Source organism: Hafnia alvei, assembly GCF_964063325.1.
GTDB lineage: Bacteria > Pseudomonadota > Gammaproteobacteria > Enterobacterales > Enterobacteriaceae > Hafnia > Hafnia alvei_B.
In genome coordinates this window covers 3,164,539-3,183,727 of record NZ_OZ061315.1, presented here as the reverse complement: position 1 = coordinate 3,183,727, position 19,189 = coordinate 3,164,539, and the positions used below count along the sequence as shown (strand labels likewise).

The 19,189-nt window shown below is 50.4% G+C and carries 18 protein-coding genes; 14 read left to right on the top strand and 4 right to left on the bottom strand.

The genetic code is table 11. The features are described 5' to 3' along the window. The first annotated feature begins 122 nt into the window (after positions 1–122). The 3 genes from fadI to sixA all read left to right on the top strand — a co-directional run bounded on the left by fadI (position 123) and on the right by sixA (position 4,460). Entirely contained in the window at positions 123–1,451 is a 1,329-nt protein-coding gene (gene fadI, locus AB3Y96_RS15120) for an acetyl-CoA C-acyltransferase FadI (RefSeq protein WP_367299593.1), read from the top strand. Then, positions 1,451–3,598: a fatty acid oxidation complex subunit alpha FadJ gene (fadJ, locus tag AB3Y96_RS15115; RefSeq protein ID WP_367299592.1), complete on the top strand. Its 2,148-nt coding sequence runs from the start codon at positions 1,451–1,453 to the stop codon at positions 3,596–3,598. Before fadI ends, fadJ begins: the two co-directional genes overlap by 1 nt. 379 nt (positions 3,599–3,977) lie before the next feature. Then, positions 3,978–4,460 (top strand): phosphohistidine phosphatase SixA, encoded by a 483-nt coding sequence (gene sixA, locus AB3Y96_RS15110; protein WP_072310622.1) that lies wholly within the window; start codon positions 3,978–3,980, stop codon positions 4,458–4,460. Between the two features lie 72 nt (positions 4,461–4,532). Here sixA and smrB read toward each other — a convergent pair whose 3' ends face one another. Then, the gene (smrB, locus tag AB3Y96_RS15105; RefSeq protein ID WP_072310623.1) at positions 4,533–5,075 is read right to left on the bottom strand and encodes an endonuclease SmrB; all 543 of its coding nucleotides are present in this window, start codon (positions 5,073–5,075) and stop codon (positions 4,533–4,535) included. 242 nt (positions 5,076–5,317) lie between these two features. Here smrB and prmB point away from each other — a divergent pair, with 242 nt between their 5' ends. From prmB to hypT, 7 genes are all read left to right on the top strand, one after another. Next, positions 5,318–6,250, top strand: coding sequence for a 50S ribosomal protein L3 N(5)-glutamine methyltransferase (gene prmB / locus AB3Y96_RS15100; protein ID WP_046457615.1), 933 nt, complete (start codon positions 5,318–5,320; stop codon positions 6,248–6,250). 138 nt (positions 6,251–6,388) lie between these two features. Continuing rightward, positions 6,389–7,474 carry a chorismate synthase gene (gene aroC, locus AB3Y96_RS15095; protein WP_367299591.1) on the top strand — a complete coding sequence of 362 codons (1,086 nt, stop codon included), beginning with the start codon at positions 6,389–6,391 and terminating at the stop codon, positions 7,472–7,474. 47 nt (positions 7,475–7,521) lie between these two features. Next, positions 7,522–8,349, top strand: a complete 828-nt coding sequence (gene mepA, locus AB3Y96_RS15090) for a penicillin-insensitive murein endopeptidase (protein WP_367300331.1) — start codon at positions 7,522–7,524, stop codon at positions 8,347–8,349. Between the two features lie 291 nt (positions 8,350–8,640). Beyond that, a complete protein-coding gene (locus tag AB3Y96_RS15085; protein WP_072310625.1) occupies positions 8,641–9,321 on the top strand; it encodes a nucleoside recognition domain-containing protein in 681 nt (226 codons plus the stop codon). A gap of 4 nt (positions 9,322–9,325) precedes the next feature. Beyond that, positions 9,326–9,790, top strand: coding sequence for a YjiG family protein (locus AB3Y96_RS15080; protein ID WP_025797773.1), 465 nt, complete (start codon positions 9,326–9,328; stop codon positions 9,788–9,790). A gap of 13 nt (positions 9,791–9,803) precedes the next feature. After that, positions 9,804–10,967, top strand: a complete 1,164-nt coding sequence (gene iadA / locus AB3Y96_RS15075) for a beta-aspartyl-peptidase (RefSeq protein WP_072310626.1) — start codon at positions 9,804–9,806, stop codon at positions 10,965–10,967. 78 nt (positions 10,968–11,045) lie between these two features. After that, positions 11,046–11,942, top strand: coding sequence for a hypochlorite stress DNA-binding transcriptional regulator HypT (hypT, locus tag AB3Y96_RS15070; protein ID WP_367299590.1), 897 nt, complete (start codon positions 11,046–11,048; stop codon positions 11,940–11,942). Here hypT and AB3Y96_RS15065 read toward each other — a convergent pair. After that, positions 11,925–12,662, bottom strand: coding sequence for an aspartate/glutamate racemase family protein (locus AB3Y96_RS15065; RefSeq protein WP_367299589.1), 738 nt, complete (start codon positions 12,660–12,662; stop codon positions 11,925–11,927). The genes hypT and AB3Y96_RS15065 overlap by 18 nt on opposite strands. A 345-nt stretch (positions 12,663–13,007) precedes the next feature. Here AB3Y96_RS15065 and AB3Y96_RS15060 point away from each other — a divergent pair, with 345 nt between their 5' ends. From AB3Y96_RS15060 to AB3Y96_RS15050, 3 genes are all read left to right on the top strand, one after another. After that, positions 13,008–13,820 (top strand): sulfite exporter TauE/SafE family protein, encoded by an 813-nt coding sequence (locus AB3Y96_RS15060; protein WP_072310628.1) that lies wholly within the window; start codon positions 13,008–13,010, stop codon positions 13,818–13,820. A 257-nt stretch (positions 13,821–14,077) separates the two neighbouring features. Continuing rightward, positions 14,078–14,623, top strand: a complete 546-nt coding sequence (locus AB3Y96_RS15055) for an elongation factor P hydroxylase (protein WP_025797781.1) — start codon at positions 14,078–14,080, stop codon at positions 14,621–14,623. Between the two features lie 18 nt (positions 14,624–14,641). Then, entirely contained in the window at positions 14,642–14,917 is a 276-nt protein-coding gene (locus AB3Y96_RS15050) for a YfcL family protein (RefSeq protein WP_367299588.1), read from the top strand. A 130-nt stretch (positions 14,918–15,047) separates the two neighbouring features. Here AB3Y96_RS15050 and mnmC read toward each other — a convergent pair whose 3' ends face one another. Further along, positions 15,048–17,066: a bifunctional tRNA (5-methylaminomethyl-2-thiouridine)(34)-methyltransferase MnmD/FAD-dependent 5-carboxymethylaminomethyl-2-thiouridine(34) oxidoreductase MnmC gene (gene mnmC / locus AB3Y96_RS15045; RefSeq protein ID WP_367299587.1), complete on the bottom strand. Its 2,019-nt coding sequence runs from the start codon at positions 17,064–17,066 to the stop codon at positions 15,048–15,050. 173 nt (positions 17,067–17,239) lie between these two features. Here mnmC and fabB point away from each other — a divergent pair, with 173 nt between their 5' ends. Beyond that, the gene (gene fabB / locus AB3Y96_RS15040; protein ID WP_025797786.1) at positions 17,240–18,454 is read left to right on the top strand and encodes a beta-ketoacyl-ACP synthase I; all 1,215 of its coding nucleotides are present in this window, start codon (positions 17,240–17,242) and stop codon (positions 18,452–18,454) included. Between the two features lie 64 nt (positions 18,455–18,518). On the opposite strand, the gene AB3Y96_RS15035 is transcribed toward fabB, so the two are convergent. After that, a complete protein-coding gene (locus tag AB3Y96_RS15035) occupies positions 18,519–18,740 on the bottom strand; it encodes a YgdI/YgdR family lipoprotein (RefSeq protein ID WP_025797788.1) in 222 nt (73 codons plus the stop codon). Positions 18,741–19,189: the final 449 nt, after the last annotated feature.

The following is a 19,189-nucleotide window of genomic DNA, read 5'->3' as shown; positions in this document are numbered from 1 at the left end:
ATTTACGCTATCAGGTCAGACCTGTTAACTGAAAGCAAGAAGCGAATGACGCTCGGCTAACTTTCACTTTTCAGGGTTTGTAACAATTTTGATATTTTTAGCGTATTGCGCAGGAGCACAAAATGAGTCAGGCACTTCCTTTGTCATCCCCATTGGCTCTGACGACTCGCACAGGCGATCGCGTTGCGATTGTGCAGGGATTAAGAACGCCCTTTGCTCGCCAGGCGACGGCGTTCCATGGCATTCCTGCCGTTGACTTAGGCAATATGGTGGTCAGTGAGTTACTGGCTCGAAGCAATATTTCTCCTGAGGTCATCGATCAACTGGTGTTTGGGCAGGTGGTGCAAATGCCAGAGGCACCAAACATTGCGCGAGAAATTGTTTTGGGCACTGGAATGAGTATTCATACCGACGCTTACAGCGTGTCGCGAGCCTGTGCAACTAGCTTCCAAGCGATAGCCAACGTTGCTGAGAGCATTATGGCGGGCACTATTTCCGTGGGTATTGCTGGCGGGGCGGATTCGTCTTCGGTTCTCCCAATCGGCGTGAGCAAGGCGCTAGCGCGTACTTTGGTCGATGCCAATAAAGCACGCACCTTGTCTCAACGTTTGAAACTATTTAGCAAGCTGAAGCTGCGCGACCTCCTACCGGTGCCTCCTGCGGTCGCGGAGTATTCAACGGGTCTGCGTATGGGCGACACCGCGGAACAGATGGCAAAAAGCCATCACATTAGCCGAGAAGAGCAGGATGCCTTGGCGCATCGCTCACACACCTTAGCCGCCAAAGCGTGGGAGTCCGGCGTTTTGCGCGACGAAGTTATCACTGCCTATATCCCGCCTTATAAACAATCGCTCGATAAAGATAATAACGTGCGCGGCGATTCTTCTATGGCCTCTTACAGCAAGCTAAAGCCCGCCTTTGATCGTCGCCACGGTAGCGTAACGGCGGCGAATAGTACGCCATTAACCGATGGCGCAGCCGCGGTGCTGATGATGAGCGAATCACGAGCGCGTGAGCTGGGGTTAGTCCCCTTGGGCTATCTGCGCAGCTTCGCGTTCTCCGCTATTGATGTTTGGGAGGATATGCTGCTGGGGCCGTCGTATGCGACCCCGCTGGCGTTAGACCGCGCAGGTATCACGTTGCAGGATCTTACCCTGATCGATATGCACGAAGCTTTTGCATCACAAACGTTGGCGAATTTGAAAATGTTTGCCAGCGATGAGTTTGCACGTGAAAAATTAGGCCGCCCGCAGGCGATTGGTGAAGTCGATATGAATAAGTTCAACGTGTTGGGCGGCTCTATTGCGTATGGTCATCCTTTTGCCGCCACCGGAGCGCGCATGATCACACAGACGTTGAATGAATTACGCCGTCGCGGCGGAGGGCTCGGGTTGACGACCGCCTGCGCAGCAGGTGGGCTCGGTGCCGCCATGATCGTGGAGGTGGAATAATGTCAGCTCAGGAAAACCTCGCCATGCAAGAAACTCAGCCGAGCGCTTTTCGTTTTAGCGTGGTAGATAATGATATCGGTGTGATTACCATCGATGTTCCCGGCGAGCGCGTGAATACGCTTAAAGCAGAATTTGTGCAGCAGATTGAAGAGGTATTACAACAGGCGCAAACGCACAAGTTACAGGGCATTGTGATTATTTCTGGAAAGCCGGATTCATTCATTGCTGGTGCGGATATCACCATGCTGGATGCCTGCCAAAGTGAGCAGCAAGCGCGTTCACTGGCGCAAAAAGGGCAGGTTACGCTGGCGAAGATAGCCGCGCTTTCTATTCCTGTGGTCGCAGCGATCCATGGCGCTTGCTTAGGCGGCGGCTTGGAGTTGGTATTAGCCTGCCATCGCCGTATTTGTTCACTGGATGATAAAACCGCTTTAGGGCTGCCCGAAGTGCAGCTTGGTTTGCTGCCGGGCTCCGGTGGTACTCAGCGATTACCGCGTTTGATTGGCGCTTCGTTAGCCTTGGATTTGATGCTGACCGGTAGGCATGTGCGAGCGAAACAAGCACTGAAAATGGGGCTGGTCGATGACGCGGTTCCTGCCTCGATTTTGTTAGAAAGCGCGATCCAGCTAGCACGTCAGGGATGGCGTACCCGCCCTGAACTGCCAGTGATCGAACGTTTGCTTAACGGGCCATTAGGGCGTTCGCTGCTGTTTAGCATCGTACGCAAGAAAACCTTAGCCAAAACGCAGGGCAACTATCCGGCGGCGGAAAAAATCATTCAGGTGGTTCGCCAAGGGGTAGAGCATGGCAGCGCCAGTGGTTATGAAGCCGAGGCGAAAGCGTTTGGTGAACTGGTTATGACGCCAGAGTCTGCGGCGTTACGCAGCCTGTTCTTTGCTTCTACGTCGCTGAAAAAAGAGGCTGGAGGTGCCGCAAAGCCGCATGAATTACATCATATCGGCGTATTAGGCGGTGGGCTGATGGGCGGCGGTATTGCCTGTGTTACGGCCACACGTGGCGGATTGCCGGTGCGTATCAAAGATATCAGCGAGCAGGGGATTAGCCATGCACTCAGCTATAGCTGGGACACGCTAACCAAGCGCGTTCGTGCCCGTCGTATGCGCCCAGCAGAGAGACAAAAGCAGATGCAATTGTTGTCTGGCTGCACGGATTACAGCGGATTTAATCAGATGGACGTAGTGATAGAGGCCGTGTTTGAGGATCTGAAGCTCAAACAGCAAATGGTAGCTGATATTGAACATTATGGCGCACCGCATACTGTTTTTGCCTCGAATACATCGTCGTTGCCGATTAGCCAGATTGCGGCGCAGGCGCAGCGACCAGAACAGGTGATCGGCCTGCACTATTTCAGCCCGGTCGACAAAATGCCGCTGGTGGAAGTGATCCCACATGCCGGAACCAGCGAGCAAACTATTGCGACCACGGTGGCATTGGCGCAGAAGCAGGGAAAAACGGCGATTGTGGTAGGCGATCGCGCTGGTTTTTACGTAAACCGAATTTTGGCTCCTTATATCAGCGAAGCGGCACGTTGTTTATTGGAAGGGGAGTCCATCAATGGAATAGACCAAGCGATGCTGAAAGGAGGGTTCCCGGTTGGGCCATTTGCGTTGTTGGATGAAGTGGGTATCGACGTAGGCACCAAAATTATTCCCATTCTGGTCGCTGAACTGGGTGAGCGGTTTGCGGCACCCCCAGCGTTTGATGCGTTGATTAAAGATAACCGTAAAGGGCGTAAGAACGGCCGAGGTTTTTATCTCTATAAAGCTAAAGGGAAAAAGGGCAAGAAAGAGGTTGATACCTCAGTGTACTCATTGCTCGGTGTGACGCCGAAACCACAGATGAGTGAGACGGATATTTTTCAGCGTTGTGTGATGCTGATGCTCAACGAGGCTGCCCGTTGTCTGGATGAAGGGATTATTCGCAGCGCCAGAGACGGCGATATTGGTGCCGTTTTTGGCATCGGTTTCCCGCCATTCCTAGGGGGGCCTTTCCGTTATATGGACCGTTTAGGCATTGATAAGATGGTTGATGTATTGCAAACGCTCAGCCTGCGCCATGGCGCGCATTTCACGCCATGTGAGAGATTATTGCGAATGAAAGCGCAAAATCAGCGCTTTTATTCGTAGCCCGCAGAGCGTCATCTAGCAGTACAGGTTACTTGGTTGCAAGCATTAATCTGGGAATGAGAGACCGATCACTGCTTGCAACTCTTTCAGCGTTCGCCTCTGTACAGGCAATTCTGTGCAGGGTAATTTACGACCTTAGACTTAACGATATCGGTGCTGATGCGCCGAACGGCGTTTCGTAGTATATTTAGATATTGGATAAAAGATAAACAGCAGTTATGTATGTTGTTATCAATACCCACGCAGCTGTTTTCAGTCTGCGTGACTAACGCGCGGTAAAATTAGCGTGTTAATTCTGTGTCGAATCAGGCAGAATGCCCGACCGTCAAATGCCCATTGGCCTGACGGTGCAGGATTCAGCCAACAATAGCGGTGCAATATGCAAGTTTTTATTATGCGTCATGGTGAGGCCGCTCTTGAAGCAGCTAGCGATTCAATTAGGCCTCTGACGACCCGTGGTCACGATGAATCAGTCTGTATGGCCTCTTGGCTACAGACGCAATCATGCAAAATTGAAAAGGTGTTAGTGAGCCCTTATCTGCGAGCCCAGCAAACGCTGACGGCAGTACGAGAAGGCTTAGCATTACCTGAAGATGTTGAGGTGATGCCAGAGCTAACACCAGGCGGCGATGCCGCTATGGTAGGGTGCTATCTGGAAGCGTTAGCGAAAACCGGTATCGGCAGCGTGTTAGTGATTTCGCATCTGCCCTTGGTTGGCTATCTGGTATCTGAGCTCTGCCCTGAAGAAGCACCTCCGATGTTTGCAACGTCTGCGGTTGCCGGTGTCTCTTTTGACATCAACGCCGAACGCGGTGTATTTGACTGGCAGGTTGGTCCTGCACAGGTCATGGCAAAAGTTTAACGCTTCTCGTTTTGCCGATGTGGCGGCAATCGCCGCCACATCTATCGAATATCTATATCGAATATCTATCGATTACCGACGTTCTTCCCGCTCATCAATTTCAATCAATATTAACAACGCCGCATCGCCGCCCCATTCACGAGACGCTTGGTGAAATGCGACGACGTCTGGATGCTGAGCGAGCCAAAGCGGCGTTTGTTGTTTAAGAATATGTTTGCCGTGACCGTGCATCACGCAGGCGCAATGCACATGTTCCCGCCGACACGCCGCGATCAGCGCGCCTAACTCCTGCTTTGCCTGTTGCTGGGTTAAACCGTGTAAATCTAAAAATAGCTCGGGGGAATAATCGCCACGGCGTAGTTTCTTGAGCTCAAAATGACTGGCATCGGGGCGGATATAACGCGTCGGCCCTTCACTATCCAACTGTGGTTGAAATTCATCTGAAAAATAGAAGCTGGCATCAATTTGCTCTTGCAGCATTTTTTCTGGCGCTATTTTGCGTGTACTGCGCTTGGGCTTATGTACCACGGTATCTTGCGCAATCCTACGTGCTCCGCTGATGGACTCACGAAAAAGGGCGGCATCTTCGCCGCTGATTGTTTTATTTTTCTTCATTATTAATCTGCCTTAGTCACTCTTATGCATAGTGTATCTAAACTTCACGCTGCATCTAAGAAAAACTCGTCACCTATCTTTCCTCAACGCTAGGCGCTCATATCCGCGACGGCTATATTCCTGCTGATTTGTGGGGCTCTTCATGGCAAACTACGGGATTGCTTACTTTTCTCATTATTGAGGTTTCATGACCGCTTTTATGGCGCGCATGAAGCCAAAGAACAGGTCTGTTGGAGGCTAATTTGGACAAGATTTTCGTCGATGAAGCGGTGAATGAGCTGCACACCATTCAAGATATGCTGCGCTGGACCGTCAGTCGTTTTAATGCAGCGAATATCTACTATGGTCACGGCACAGATAATCCGTGGGACGAAGCGGTGCAACTGGTGCTGCCGACCTTATACCTGCCAATGGATATTCCAGAAGATATGCGTTCTGCGCGTCTAACGCTAAGCGAACGTCATCGTATCGTTGAGCGCGTGATCCGCCGCGTGAACGATCGTATCCCAGTTGCTTATCTGACCAACAAAGCGTGGTTCTGCGGACATGAATTCTATGTGGATGAGCGTGTGCTGGTTCCGCGTTCTCCGATTGGTGAGCTTATAGACAATCGTTTCAGCGGCATTATCGACCACAATCCAAGCCACATTTTAGATATGTGTACCGGCAGCGGCTGCATTGCCATTGCTTGCGCCTATGCATTCCCTGAAGCCGAAGTTGACGCCGTCGATATTTCAACGGACGTGCTGTCTGTCACCGAGCAAAATATTCAGGAGCATGGTCTGGATCAAAGCGTTACGCCGATCCGCTCGGATCTGTTCCGCGAGTTGCCTCCGCTGCAGTACGATCTGATCGTGACTAATCCGCCGTATGTGGACGAAGAGGATATGTCTGATCTACCGGAAGAGTTCCGCTTCGAACCCGAATTGGGCTTGGCCGCAGGCAGCGATGGTCTGAAACTGACACGTCGTATTCTGGCCTGTGCGCCTGATTATCTTACCGATGACGGCGTATTGATTTGCGAAGTGGGTAACAGCATGGTGCATCTGATGGATCAGTACCCGGATATTCCATTCGTATGGTTAGAGTTTGAAAACGGCGGAGACGGCGTCTTCATGCTGACCAAACAGCAACTGATCGACTGTGCACCACACTTCGCGCTCTACCGTTCGTAGAAACAGGTTACGCGTGCAAATCGCGCAGGTATGCGCCTCTTCTTAATGAACGGAAGGGGCGTAGAGACTCTGCGCGGTTCATGACACTAAAACACAACATTCATCTGCAAGTCAGAAAACAACGCTAAGGAGCCGCGCATGGCAGGCAATAGCATTGGGCAATTTTTCCGAGTCACCACGTTCGGTGAATCACATGGTATCGCATTAGGCTGTATCGTTGACGGCGTACCGCCGGGCATTCCTCTGACCGAAGCCGATCTTCAGCACGATTTAGATCGCCGTCGCCCAGGGACGTCGCGCTACACCACTCAACGCCGTGAACCCGATCAGGTACGTATTCTTTCGGGGGTGTTTGAAGGTATTACCACCGGCACCAGCATTGGGTTGATGATTGAAAACACCGATCAGCGTTCGCAAGATTACGGCGCTATCAAAGACTTATTCCGTCCAGGCCATGCGGATTACACCTATGAACAAAAATACGGTACGCGCGATTACCGCGGTGGCGGTCGTTCTTCTGCGCGCGAAACCGCGATGCGCGTTGCCGCTGGCGCTATTGCCAAAAAATTCTTAAAAGAAAAATACGGCGTACAGATCCGTGGCTGTCTGACTCAGATGGGTGATATCACCTGCGAAATCAAAGATTGGGATCAGGTAGAGCAAAACCCGTTCTTCTGTCCCGATCCTTCTCAGCTAGAAAACTTAGACGAACTGATGCGTGCGCTGAAAAAAGAGGGCGACTCCATCGGGGCTAAAGTGACCGTGGTTGCTGAAAAAGTGCCGGTTGGCTTAGGCGAGCCGGTATTCGATCGCTTAGATGCGGATTTGGCCCATGCGCTGATGAGCATCAATGCGGTGAAAGGCGTTGAAATTGGTGATGGTTTCGCGGTTGTGAACAAGCGCGGCAGTGAAAATCGCGATGAAATTACGCCGGAAGGTTTCCAAAGCAACCATGCTGGCGGCATTTTGGGCGGCATCAGCAGCGGTCAGGATATTGTTGCGCACTTAGCCTTAAAGCCGACGTCTAGCATTATGGTACCGGGCAAAACCATCAATCGCCAAGGCGAAGCCGTTGAAATGGTGACGCGTGGACGTCACGATCCCTGCGTTGGCATCCGTGCGGTGCCGATTGCGGAAGCGATGATGGCGATCGTGTTGATGGATCATTTGCTGCGCCAGCGTGCGCAGTGTGGGGACGTGATTTCTAACGTTCCGCGTTTCTAAATGGCCTTGGGCTCATTTTTGATGATGGTTTGTCTTTTATGCAAAAAATGAAGTGTTACATGGCGGGTTTGTTTGCGTTGGCGGTCAGCGCACAAGCGATGGCGCTCACGCCGTGGCAGCAGATTACTCAGCCTGTACCGGGTGCCGCACAGGCGATTGGTGGTTTTGCCAATGGCTGCATCGTGGGAGCTAACCCGCTACCGTTACAGGCTAATGACTATCAGGTGATGCGTCCCGATCAGCACCGCTATTATGGTCATCCGGATTTGTTAGCGTTTATTAACCGTTTGGCGGGAGAAGTGAATCAACGCCAAATGGGAACGCTGCTGATTGGTGATATGGCAATGCCTGCCGGTGGGCGTTTCAACGGCGGACATGCGAGCCACCAGTCCGGCTTAGACGTTGATATCTGGCTGCAACTGCCTAAACAGCGCTGGAGCCAGCAGCAGCTTTTGAAGCCAACGCCGATTGATTTAGTGGCGGTGAATGGTCGCAACGTGATCCCTTCACAATGGCGCCCTGAAACCGGTGAGCTGATTAAGCTGGCGGCAAAAGATAACGAAGTGACGCGCATTTTTGTTAACCCAGCGATTAAACAAAAGCTGTGTGACACCGCAGGCAGCGACCGTGATTGGTTGCGCAAGGTTCGACCTTGGTTTGCGCATCGTGCTCATATGCATGTGCGTTTGCGCTGTCCGGCAAACAGTCTTGAGTGTGAAGACCAAACGCCACCGCCGGCCGGTGATGGCTGTGGTGCCGAATTGGCGAGCTGGTTCCAGCCACCGCCTCCGGGCAGTAAACCGTCAAGGCCATCAACGCCGCCGCCATTGCCACCATCGTGTCAGGCATTGTTGGATAACCACTTTGCGGGTTAATTCGGTGAAATAAAAACGCTCCTATCATGGAGCGTTTTTTTATCGCTATTTCCCTCGTTATGCGTTTTTTGCATAGCAAAAACCATTCTTGCATTTTCCTGTTTTATTCATCACATGTTATGTTCGAAATCGGTCTTCTGGCCATGCTATTTAAATTATTAAGCGCGCGAAGAAGTGCAGAATAGATTTCCATAAACATTATTAATCTATATCCCCAATAATTGGCATTGCATCGAAACGGTAATTTCAAATATGGCAGGGATATATTTGTAAACACAGGACAGGGAATATATGGCAAATCAAGAATCAGAACTGGCAATACCCAGCCAGAAAATAAAAGTCACGTGGGTAGGTTACCTTTCATTTTTTCTCACCATTATTTTCTTTTCAGGTATGTTTTCCGGCAGTGATGGCTGGTGGCGAGTTTTTGATTTCACCGTTCTTAACGGTTCCTTTGGTCACGTAAATGGTGATAGTGCAAAGACGGCATTAACATTCCGAGGCGTGAATGGGACAGGCGCTAAAGATGGTTTTCTGTTTGCGCTTGAGCTGGCACCGTCGGTGATTTTATCGCTGGGAATTATTGCCGTTACCGATGGACTCGGAGGGCTGCGCGCCGCCCAGCAGCTGATGACGCCTATATTACGCCCATTGCTCGGCATCCCAGGGATTTGCTCGCTGGCGCTGATTGCCAACCTACAAAATACCGATGCAGCAGCAGGGATGACTAAAGAATTGGCGCAGGACGGTGAAATCACCGAGCAGGAAAAAGTTATTTTTGCCGCCTATCAAACCAGCGGAAGCGCCATTATTACTAACTATTTTTCATCAGGCGTCGCCGTATTTGCTTTTTTAGGAACGTCGGTAATTGTTCCACTTGGCGTTATTTTATTATTTAAATTCGTCGGGGCGAACATTCTGCGGATATATATCAATGTTGCTGAGCAGCGCGTTGCCAAAAATAAGGACTAAAACCATGACGGCTCAAGTACGCAAAAATGTGATGGATATGTTTATTGATGGCGCTCGACGAGGCTTTACCATCGCAACAACGAATTTACTGCCTAACGTGGTGATGGCGTTCGTTATTATTCAAGCATTGAAAATTACCGGATTACTCACTTTAGTGGGTGACGTTTGTCAGCCGATCATGGCTCTATGGGGATTGCCCGGTGAAGCGGCGACGGTTTTGCTGGCGTCATTGCTCAGTATGGGCGGCGCAGTTGGGGTTGCCGCGAGTTTAGTGACGGCGGGAACGCTCAGTGGGCATGACGTTACGGTGTTATTACCTGCCATTTACTTGATGGGAAACCCGGTTCAAAACGTTGGGCGTTGCCTCGGTACGGCGGAAGTTAACGCCAAATATTATCCCCATATTATCGGCATTTGCGTGATTAACTCGCTGCTGTCGATCTGGGTTATGCAACTGATTGTGAGATAACGAGGAGCCTGAAATGGACTTAACTTCCGCAGGATTTATGTTGTTACGTGGGGCTCAGGTTTATGCACCTCAGTCATTGGGGGTTCAGGATGTTTTACTGGCCTACGGCAAAATATTGGCCGTTGCCCCGCAGATCCCAAGCGATGTTTTACCCGACTGCAAGGTTATCGATCTAAATGGATTAATACTGTGTCCCGGGTTTATCGATCAGCATATTCATTTCATCGGTGGCGGTGGTGAAGCGGGGCCTGCCACGCGCACGCCGGAAGTGCGTTTATCGAAGTTGGTTGAGGCGGGCGTGACAACGGCTATCGGCCTGCTCGGCACGGATTCGGTGACTCGACATCCTGAGTCATTATTAGCAAAAACACGGGCGCTTAACGAAGAAGGAATTACTGCCTATATGCTGACGGGGGCCTACAGCATTCCGTCGCCGACGATCACCGGCAGCATTGAGCGCGACGTAGCGTTGATCGACCGCGTTATCGGCGTGAAGTGTGCGGTGTCCGATCACCGCTCTTCAGCACCGCATGACGCCGCATTAGCGAACATGGCGGCTCAGTCACGGGTGGGCGGATTACTGGGTAACAAAGCCGGAATCAGCGTGTTTCATATGGGGAGCAGCAAAAAAGGATTAGCGCCGCTCTACGCCATTCTGGAAAACAGCGATGTGCCTATGAGTAAGCTGTTGCCAACGCATGTTAATCGCAGCGAAACGCTGTTTGATGCGGCCATCGAGTTTGCGTTAAAGGGCGGGCATATCGATATCACCAGCGGGATTCCGGGCCCTGTCACGCCGTCACAGGCGGTGAGACGCGCCGTAGACTCTGGTGTCGCGCTTGATTTGCTCTCTGTGAGCTCTGACGGTAACGGAAGCCAGCCTGTCTTTGATGCTCAGGGTAACCTCACGGGGATTGGCGTCGCAGGCTTTGAGAGCCTGCTCGAAACACTGGTGGCGCTGGTGCAAGAACAGAATATGCCGCTTGCTGATGCGTTAATTCCATTTACCCGCAGCGTGGCGAAATTCCTTGGGCTGGAAAGCAAAGGTGAAATCGCGGTGGGTAACGATGCTGATTTTGTGGTGTTAACACCGGCGCTGGCAATTCATCAGGTTTATGCCCATGGGCGTCTGATGGTGCAAGAGGGCAAAGCCTGCGTGAAAGGAACCTTCGAATAACGGTTTGTCTGTTGTCGCGCCGATCCTCATGCTAATAGTATGTTTTGGATGAGACTCGGTGCGACAACAGGAATTGAGATGAGCATTGTGCACAATATTGAAACGAAATGGCTATATGATTTTTTGACCTTGGAAGAGTGTCGAAATTTTTCTCAGGCCGCAGTGAAGCGCAATCTATCGCAGCCCGCTTTCAGCCGTCGGATTCGTTCTTTAGAACAGGCCGCTGGCGTCGAGTTATTCAACCGAGAAGTCTCTCCTCTACAGTTGACTGAACCCGGTAAGGTATTTCACTCGCAGGTACGCAATTTATTACAGCAGCTTGAAAGCAACCTCACCGAGCTGCGCGGCGGCAGCGATTTTATTGAACACAAAATCAAAATAGCGGCTGCGCATTCATTATCCTTAGGGCTACTGCCTTCCATCGTGAAACAAATGCCGAGTCGTTTTGCCTACGCTGTTGAAGCCATCGACGTGGACAGCGCGGTTAACACGCTGCGTGAAGGGAAAAGCGATTTTATACTTTCCTATCACGACGAGTATTTATTGCAGGCGCCTTTTGCACATATTCGGTTATTCGAAGCCCAGCTGTTTCCAGTGTGCGCCTGTGATGAACAGGGACAGCCACTTTACTCGTTGGAACAGCAAGATTTTCCACTGCTAAATTACAGTCAAACGTCGTACATGGGACGTTTGGTCAATCGAATGCTGGCCAAAAATACGCATCTGAGTTTTCGTACCGTGTTTGTTTCATCGATGAGCGAGTTATTAAAGCAGGTTGTGCTTGATGGTTCAGGAGTGGCATGGCTGCCAGATTGTTTGATTTCACCTGAGTTAGAGCAGGGGACATTGATACGTCTGGACGAAGAGGCTCTGACGATTCCTATTTATGCTTACGCGTATCGAATGGATACGCGTATGAGCATGACTGCTGAAAGCTTTTGGCGCGATCTAAAAAAATTATTCCACACCGAGTAGCTCAGGATGTTCAACTGAAACCGTTTCACCGTTTTTCTCTGCATACCAGCGGATTGCGGCCCTCACCAATGCGGCAGTTGAGTCGATGAATGTGCAGTTAAAACGATCTACCTCCGTGTTAATAATCAGCGGAATCTCTGTACAGCCCATAATCAGTGTGTCTACGCCGCGTTTAATTAGCGCTTCAATCTGTGGGAATAACAGCGTCTGAGACAGCAAAAGGTCTCCTGCTTTGTAGGCATAAATCGCCTGCATTACCGCGTGCTGATGACTCTCTTCAGGAACGTATAACGTTTTCCCCTGTTGAACCAATTTGCGCTGGTAAAGCCCGGTGGCCAGCGTGGCGTCGGTTGCCAGCAATCCTACGGTTTGGCTGTGTTGGGGCAGTTCGGACAACGTGGCATCAAGAATATTAATCATCTCAACATGGGCGCTGTGCTGAAGGCGTTCAAACCAGTAGTGCGCGGTGTTACAAGGGATGACGATGCATTCGGCGCCTGCGCTCTCGAGCATATGCAGATAGCGCTCAAGATAATCATAGGGCGAAGGGCCACCAGAAAGCAGACACGCGCTGCGGTCGGGAATATCCGGAATCGAGCAAGCGATAATCGGAATATGCTGCTGATCTTGCCCCACATGTCGAAAATGTACGAATTTACTCAGCATATCTGCCGTGGCGGCGGGGCCCATCCCGCCAAGAATACCTATCGTGTGCTGCATACATTCAACCTCATTGACCATTTGCTTGTTCCACACACTATCAATCTGAACTTAAAAGGATAAATGCCGATTGCTTAGTCGTAATGCGCAAAACGCATAGGTAAATGAGCGCTGATAAAATGGTTATGAAAAATGATAATGAAGATTGGCGAGGGAAAGTTGAACATTGCTGGGTGTGATGTTTATTTTTTGTTACGTACAGCGTAAGGTGTGCGGCGAATCACAAGACAGCACCCATCTTGCGCTGCTCACTCAGCGTTACCGGTGCGCTAAATAATAAGAATTCATGCTGTTTGGTTCGGCGTGAGCAATGAACAAATGTTTGGCAGGAAATATGGGTGAAATATGATGGATTTAATCAGTGGGCTGCCGGTAAGTCTTGAGCTATTGGGCATACTCTTTTTCGTCGCAATGCTGGCGGGTTTTATTGATTCTATTGCTGGAGGCGGTGGGTTATTAACCGTTCCCGCGCTGTTAGCCGTGGGCGTACCGCCTGCGCAGGCGCTAGCAACCAATAAGCTGCAATCGGTAGGCGGCTCGTTTTCTGCCAGCCTGTATTTTATTCGTCGCAAAGCCATCGATCTAAACGACCAGAAACTGGTGATTGCGTTGACCTTTATCGGGTCAATGATCGGCTCGATTTTGGTACAGAATATTCGGGCAGATATTCTGCGCCAACTGCTGCCGCTGCTGGTGGCGGGAATTGGCGTCTATTTTCTGCTCACGCCTCGATTAGGTGAATCAGACCGTCTGCGGCGGTTATCGTATATCCCGTTTGCCGTCGTGGCAGGCGGCTGTGTGGGCTTTTATGACGGCTTTTTTGGCCCTGGTGCGGGTTCGTTCTATGCGCTGGCCTATGTCACGCTATGCGGATTTAATCTCGCCAAATCTACGGCGCACGCCAAAGTCTTGAATTTTACTTCCAACGTGGCCGCGCTGATGTTTTTTATCATCGGTGGCAAAGTCATTTGGTCGATTGGCTTGGTAATGCTGGTAGGGCAGGTGATTGGTGCCAGAGCGGGTGCAAAAATGGTGCTCAGTAAAGGACAAAAGCTGATAAGGCCGATGATCGTTTTTGTGTCGTTAGCAATGACCTGTAAGCTGATGTATGACAACCATGGGCCAGAAATTATGCAATGGCTAGGCCATTGGTTCTGAATAACCACACTTTATTTGCGTATTAACGCTATTGATAGTGCGCCTTTGCGGTGAGCGTGAGATAATTTCCTCATACCCGTCATATTTGAAGCTGCATCAGCGTTGGCTGCACTCACTCACCCGAATCACTTACTTGAGTAAGCTCATCGGGATTCGCTCCTTTGCCGCCTTGATGCAACTCCAATTATCTTGGGTATGGGTTAGCGGTATCGTTTCAACGATGCCGCTTTTTAATGATTTTTTTGTCGACGGCCATCATGTCTCAAACTCACCATTTTCAGCAATTAATCGATCTGTTCAATCAGACCTTCAGTGACGACTATCAAACACAGCTTGTAGCCGGTGATGATGAGCCGATCTATCTACCTGCGGATGAAACATCACCTTTCCACCGTATCGTTTTTGCCCATGGCTTTTACGCCAGCGCCCTGCATGAAATTTCTCACTGGTGTATTGCCGGTGAAGCGCGTCGTCAGCAGGTTGATTATGGTTATTGGTATTGCCCAGACGGTCGCGATGCTAAAACCCAGTGTGAATTTGAAGTGGTAGAGATTAAACCGCAGGCGTTTGACTGGCTATTCTGCGAAGCGGCGGGTTATCCATTTAACGTCAGTTGCGACAATCTTGAGGGGGATTTCGATCCCGATCGCATCGCGTTTCAGCGAAAAGTGCGTGAGCAGGTGCTCTGGTATTTAGAAAACGGCATTCCAGAACGTCCAGCGCGCTTTATTCAAGCGTTACAATCGTTTTACAATACGCCAACGCTAACCGCTGATAGGTTCCCCTATCCGGAAGATTTATAATAATCCCGAGGACCCACGATGATCGCAGATTTTGAAACCCGCATTCTGGCGCTGATTGATGACATGGTTGAACACGCCAGTGATGACGAATTATTTGCCGGAGGCTATCTGCGTGGGCATTTAACGTTGGCAGTGGCTGAATTGGAAGCTGAGGGCGAACATACGCCGGCGGCGCTCAATGAGGCGGTTCAGCACAGCTTGGACAAAGCCATTAAAGCCGGTGAGCTTTCCCCACCTGACCAGATTCTGGTGAACAATATGTGGGAATCGTTGTTTGCTAAGGTTTCTGGCTAAACCTCGGCATACCCCCCTCTTACCCCTCCTTTTGCAAGGAGGGGGCGTTCGGTGCAAGTTGAAACCTGATCGGCTTCTCTCCCTGACAAGGAGGAGGTTGGGAGAGGGTAATTACCGACGCATATCTTAATTAAACCGCTTTTCCCTTCAATAATTTCCGCACCCACATTCTGTTCGGATTCAACGCATCCAATACGTCTTGCTCCAGCGGTATCGCTTCGCCATAAATTTGCGCAGCAAGTACTTCAGCACATAACGGAGCGCTGCATAAGCCGCGCGAGCCGAGTCCACCAATCATAAATAAATCGGGATAAACCGGCGCTGAGATAACGGATTCAGGCGTGGATTTTTGCGCCATCAGATCCTGATAGTGCGCGAGCGTTGCGGCGTGGTTTGGAACAGCGCCCACCATCGGCATGTGATCGCGAATGGCACAGCGCACGCCAACGCGTGCTTCGTTGCCGCTAATATCGACTTGGTTCGGCCATGCAACCTGAGTAAGGCATTTCAATAGGCGGTCACGATTTTCTTGCTGATCGGATGCAGAGAAATTCAGGTCGGTTTCATTGCGTTGATAGCTGGCACCAATGCAGTGATGTTGATTAGCGGGGTTCACCGGTGTTAGATATCCGTCGTAACACAGAACCTGCTTAAGCGGGCCTAAAACCGGATTGGTAGGAATGTGGCTCACCTGACCTCGTACCGCCGAAAGCGGCAGCGCCTCGGTTTGCATGAAATGATTTAAACGATGTCCGTTAGCCAAAACCACACAGCCGTGCTGTTTGATCTCGCTATTGCTGAATGCCAGCCGCCAACCATTTTCATCGTGTGCTAGCTCCGTGAGTTCGGCGTTAAAGCGGGTGACCAATCCTTGAGACTGAGCTAAATCAATCACGGCCTGTGTGAGCTGTGAAGGACAAAGCCAGCCACCGGCACCGTAGGTCACGCCATCATGAGGAATATCCAATCCTGCAAGCCGTGTTAGCGTAGCTGCGTCGCCTTGTTCGGCCAGCCACTGTGGCCAGTCAGTGGTGAGTATTTGCGTAATTTTATCGCTGCTTTTTTCATCCCAACCCAGCTGGCTAACGCCGCACCATTGATGATCGAACGTAAGGCCAATGCTTAACAATTCATCATATTGGCGACGCGCGAAGGCGAAGGCGCTGATGAAAAAGCGTTCTAACGGATTATTGCGGCCGTTAAGCAGCGGATAGAGAGCACCTTGGCGGTTACCCGATGCGCCGAGCGCAGGCTTCGGATCGGCGCAGTATAGCGTGACGTGGCTACCACGTTTGAGTAACGCCAAGGCCGCTAGCGCGGAGGCGATACCTCCGCCGATGAGGGCAATATCGTGGGTATTTTGCGCCTTGGGGCGATCAAACCACGGCGTTGGCGAAGAGGGTGATTCTCTCTCTGCACGGATCCCCGTCAGCATTTCACGTTTTTGACCAAAGCCTTTGACGCGCTGCACGTTGAAACCGGCCTCCTGTAAACCACGGCGCACAAAGCCTGCGGCGGTGAAGGTGGCAAACGTGCCGTCTTTTTTTGCTAGCTTGACCATGGTGTCAAACAGCTCAGGCGTCCACATATCTGGGTTTTTGGATGGAGCAAAACCGTCTAAAAACCAGGCATCGATCTGTTGGTTGAGGCTGTGCGGCAAAGCGTGAATAAGCTCATTGACGTCGCCAAACCATAAATCAAGCGTGATCCGCCCATTGGCTAAAAATACGCGGTGACAACCTGGAAGTGCGGCTGGCCAAACAGCGCACAGCTGTTCACTGAAATGTTTTAATTCGGGCCAGCGTGCGTGAGCAGCGGCAAGATCGTCAGCCAGTAATGGATATTTTTCGAAGCTGACATAATGAAGATGCTTAAATGGGCTGTCAGGATGCTGTTGTTCAAAGGCATCAAAGGCTTGCCACAGGGTTAAAAAGTTAAGGCCGGTTCCAAACCCCGTCTCTGCCACGGTGAAAGTGCGCTCTTGTGCTTGTAGCCAGCGTTCTGCTAGATGATTACCCTGCAAGAATACGTAACGAGTTTCTGAAAGCCCGTCCTGATTGGAAAAATAAACATCATCAAACTGTTGCGAAACCGGTGTTCCCTGTTCATTCCAGCTTAATTTTGCATTCTGAATAATTGAATTGCTCACGGGTTTTTACTCTAAATACAGATATAAAGGGATTTTAACGGTCTCGGACAGGGACGGCAAATATGCCTCTATCTGGTTCAACCACATCTGATCGGACTTGCTCGGCGTACAAGTGTACGCTAAAGTGCGTCTCAAAATCCCGAATGAACAATATCTGTGTAAGAGGTTAAGACATGAAACGTGCAGTAATTACTGGCTTGGGCGTTGTTTCCAGCATCGGTAACAACCAGCAGGAGGTTCTGGCGTCTCTGAAAGAAGGGCGTTCGGGTATCACCTTCGCGCCTGAACTTAAAGAGGCCGGTATGCGTAGCCACGTATGGGGCAACATCAAGCTGGATACCACCGGCATGATTGACCGTAAAGTGATGCGCTTCATGAGTGATGCATCCATCTACGCTTACCTCTCCATGCAGGAAGCGATCAAAGATTCTGGTTTAGCCGATGATATGGTTTCTAACGACCGTACTGGCCTGATCGTCGGTTCCGGCGGTGGTTCTCCACGCAATCAGGTTGCAGGCGCTGACGGCATGCGTTCACGCGGTCTGCGTGGCGTGGGTCCATACATGGTGACCAAAGCAATGGGTTCTGGCGTGTCTGCTTGCTTGGCAACACCGTTCAAAATCCGTGGCGTTAACTATTCCATCAGCTCTGCGTGTGCGACTTCCGCTCACTGTATCGGTAACGCGGTAGAGATGATTCAATTAGGTAAACAAGACGTTGTGTTTGCTGGCGGCGGCGAAGAGCTGTGCTGGGAACTGGCTTGTGAATTTGATGCGATGGGCGCGTTGTCGACTCAGTACAACGAAACCCCTGATAAAGCATCACGTACTTATGACACCAAGCGTGACGGTTTCGTTATCTCTGGCGGCGGCGGTATCGTTGTGGTTGAAGAACTGGAACACGCTCTGGCACGTGGCGCACATATCTATGCTGAAATCGTTGGCTACGGCGCAACTTCAGACGGCTACGATATGGTTGCTCCATCAGGTGAAGGCGCAGCGCGCTGCATGCGTATGGCGATGAAAGATCTGGATGCGCCAGTGGATTACCTGAACGTACACGGTACATCTACACCGGTGGGTGACGTGAAAGAGCTGGGTGCGATCCGTGAAGTCTTCGGCGACAACACCCCTGCGATTTCTTCAACTAAAGCCATGACCGGTCATGCTCTGGGTGCCGCTGGCGTTCACGAAGCTATCTACACCTTGCTGATGTTGGAACACGGCTTTGTAGCGCCAAGCATCAACATTGAAGAGCTGGACGAGCAGGCTCAGGGTATGAACATCGTGACTGAGCCAACTCAGCGCGATCTGAATACCGTGATGTCTAACAGCTTTGGCTTCGGTGGTACTAACGCCACGCTGGTTATGAAAAAATTCCAGAAGTAATTCATTTACTGATGGCATAAAAAAACCCGCGAAATGCGGGTTTTTTGTTTTTAGCGGGTTTGATTTATTCTTTTTCAATCATCTGCGCAACGTCATTGGTATTGATCTGACGATTGACGCCGTCCTGATCCACGTAGCTTGTCATTCCTGTGTCTTTATCAATTTTCGGTTTCCCCTGTGTGACGATCATCTCCCCTGATTTCGTCGACATCACATAATCACTTGAACAACCGGCTACCATCAAAACTGCTGCGCCGATACAGAGCATCGAAAGAATTTTTTTCATTTTATGTCATCCTTTTAGTAAGTCTTTTACAAGCATAGATCATAACAGGAGGTTGCAATGCGATTCGCCCGCAAAAATGAAATAATCCTTACAAATCATGTCAAACGTGTCGCCAAGCCGACGTTTCATTAAGGCGAAAAACTATGGGCTTGCATTCAACCCACGCAGGATAGGATTAACCTCTATGCGGATGGTATGAGGTAGGGGGCTAAACAATGACACATATCGATAATCGGCTACGTATAGTCAGCCATATTTTGTGTTCCATCTACGATATGACCTTCGGTAGCAACAGTAAAAAGATGAATTATATGACAGAGGTTTATTAGCCAAAGTTGATGATCTATAGCGCGGTAATAAAATAAATATTAGGTTTAATGTGAGTGTTTATATGACTCATGTCCGTGGTGTTTAGATTATGATGGAAATATTTTAATAAAGCATGAGTT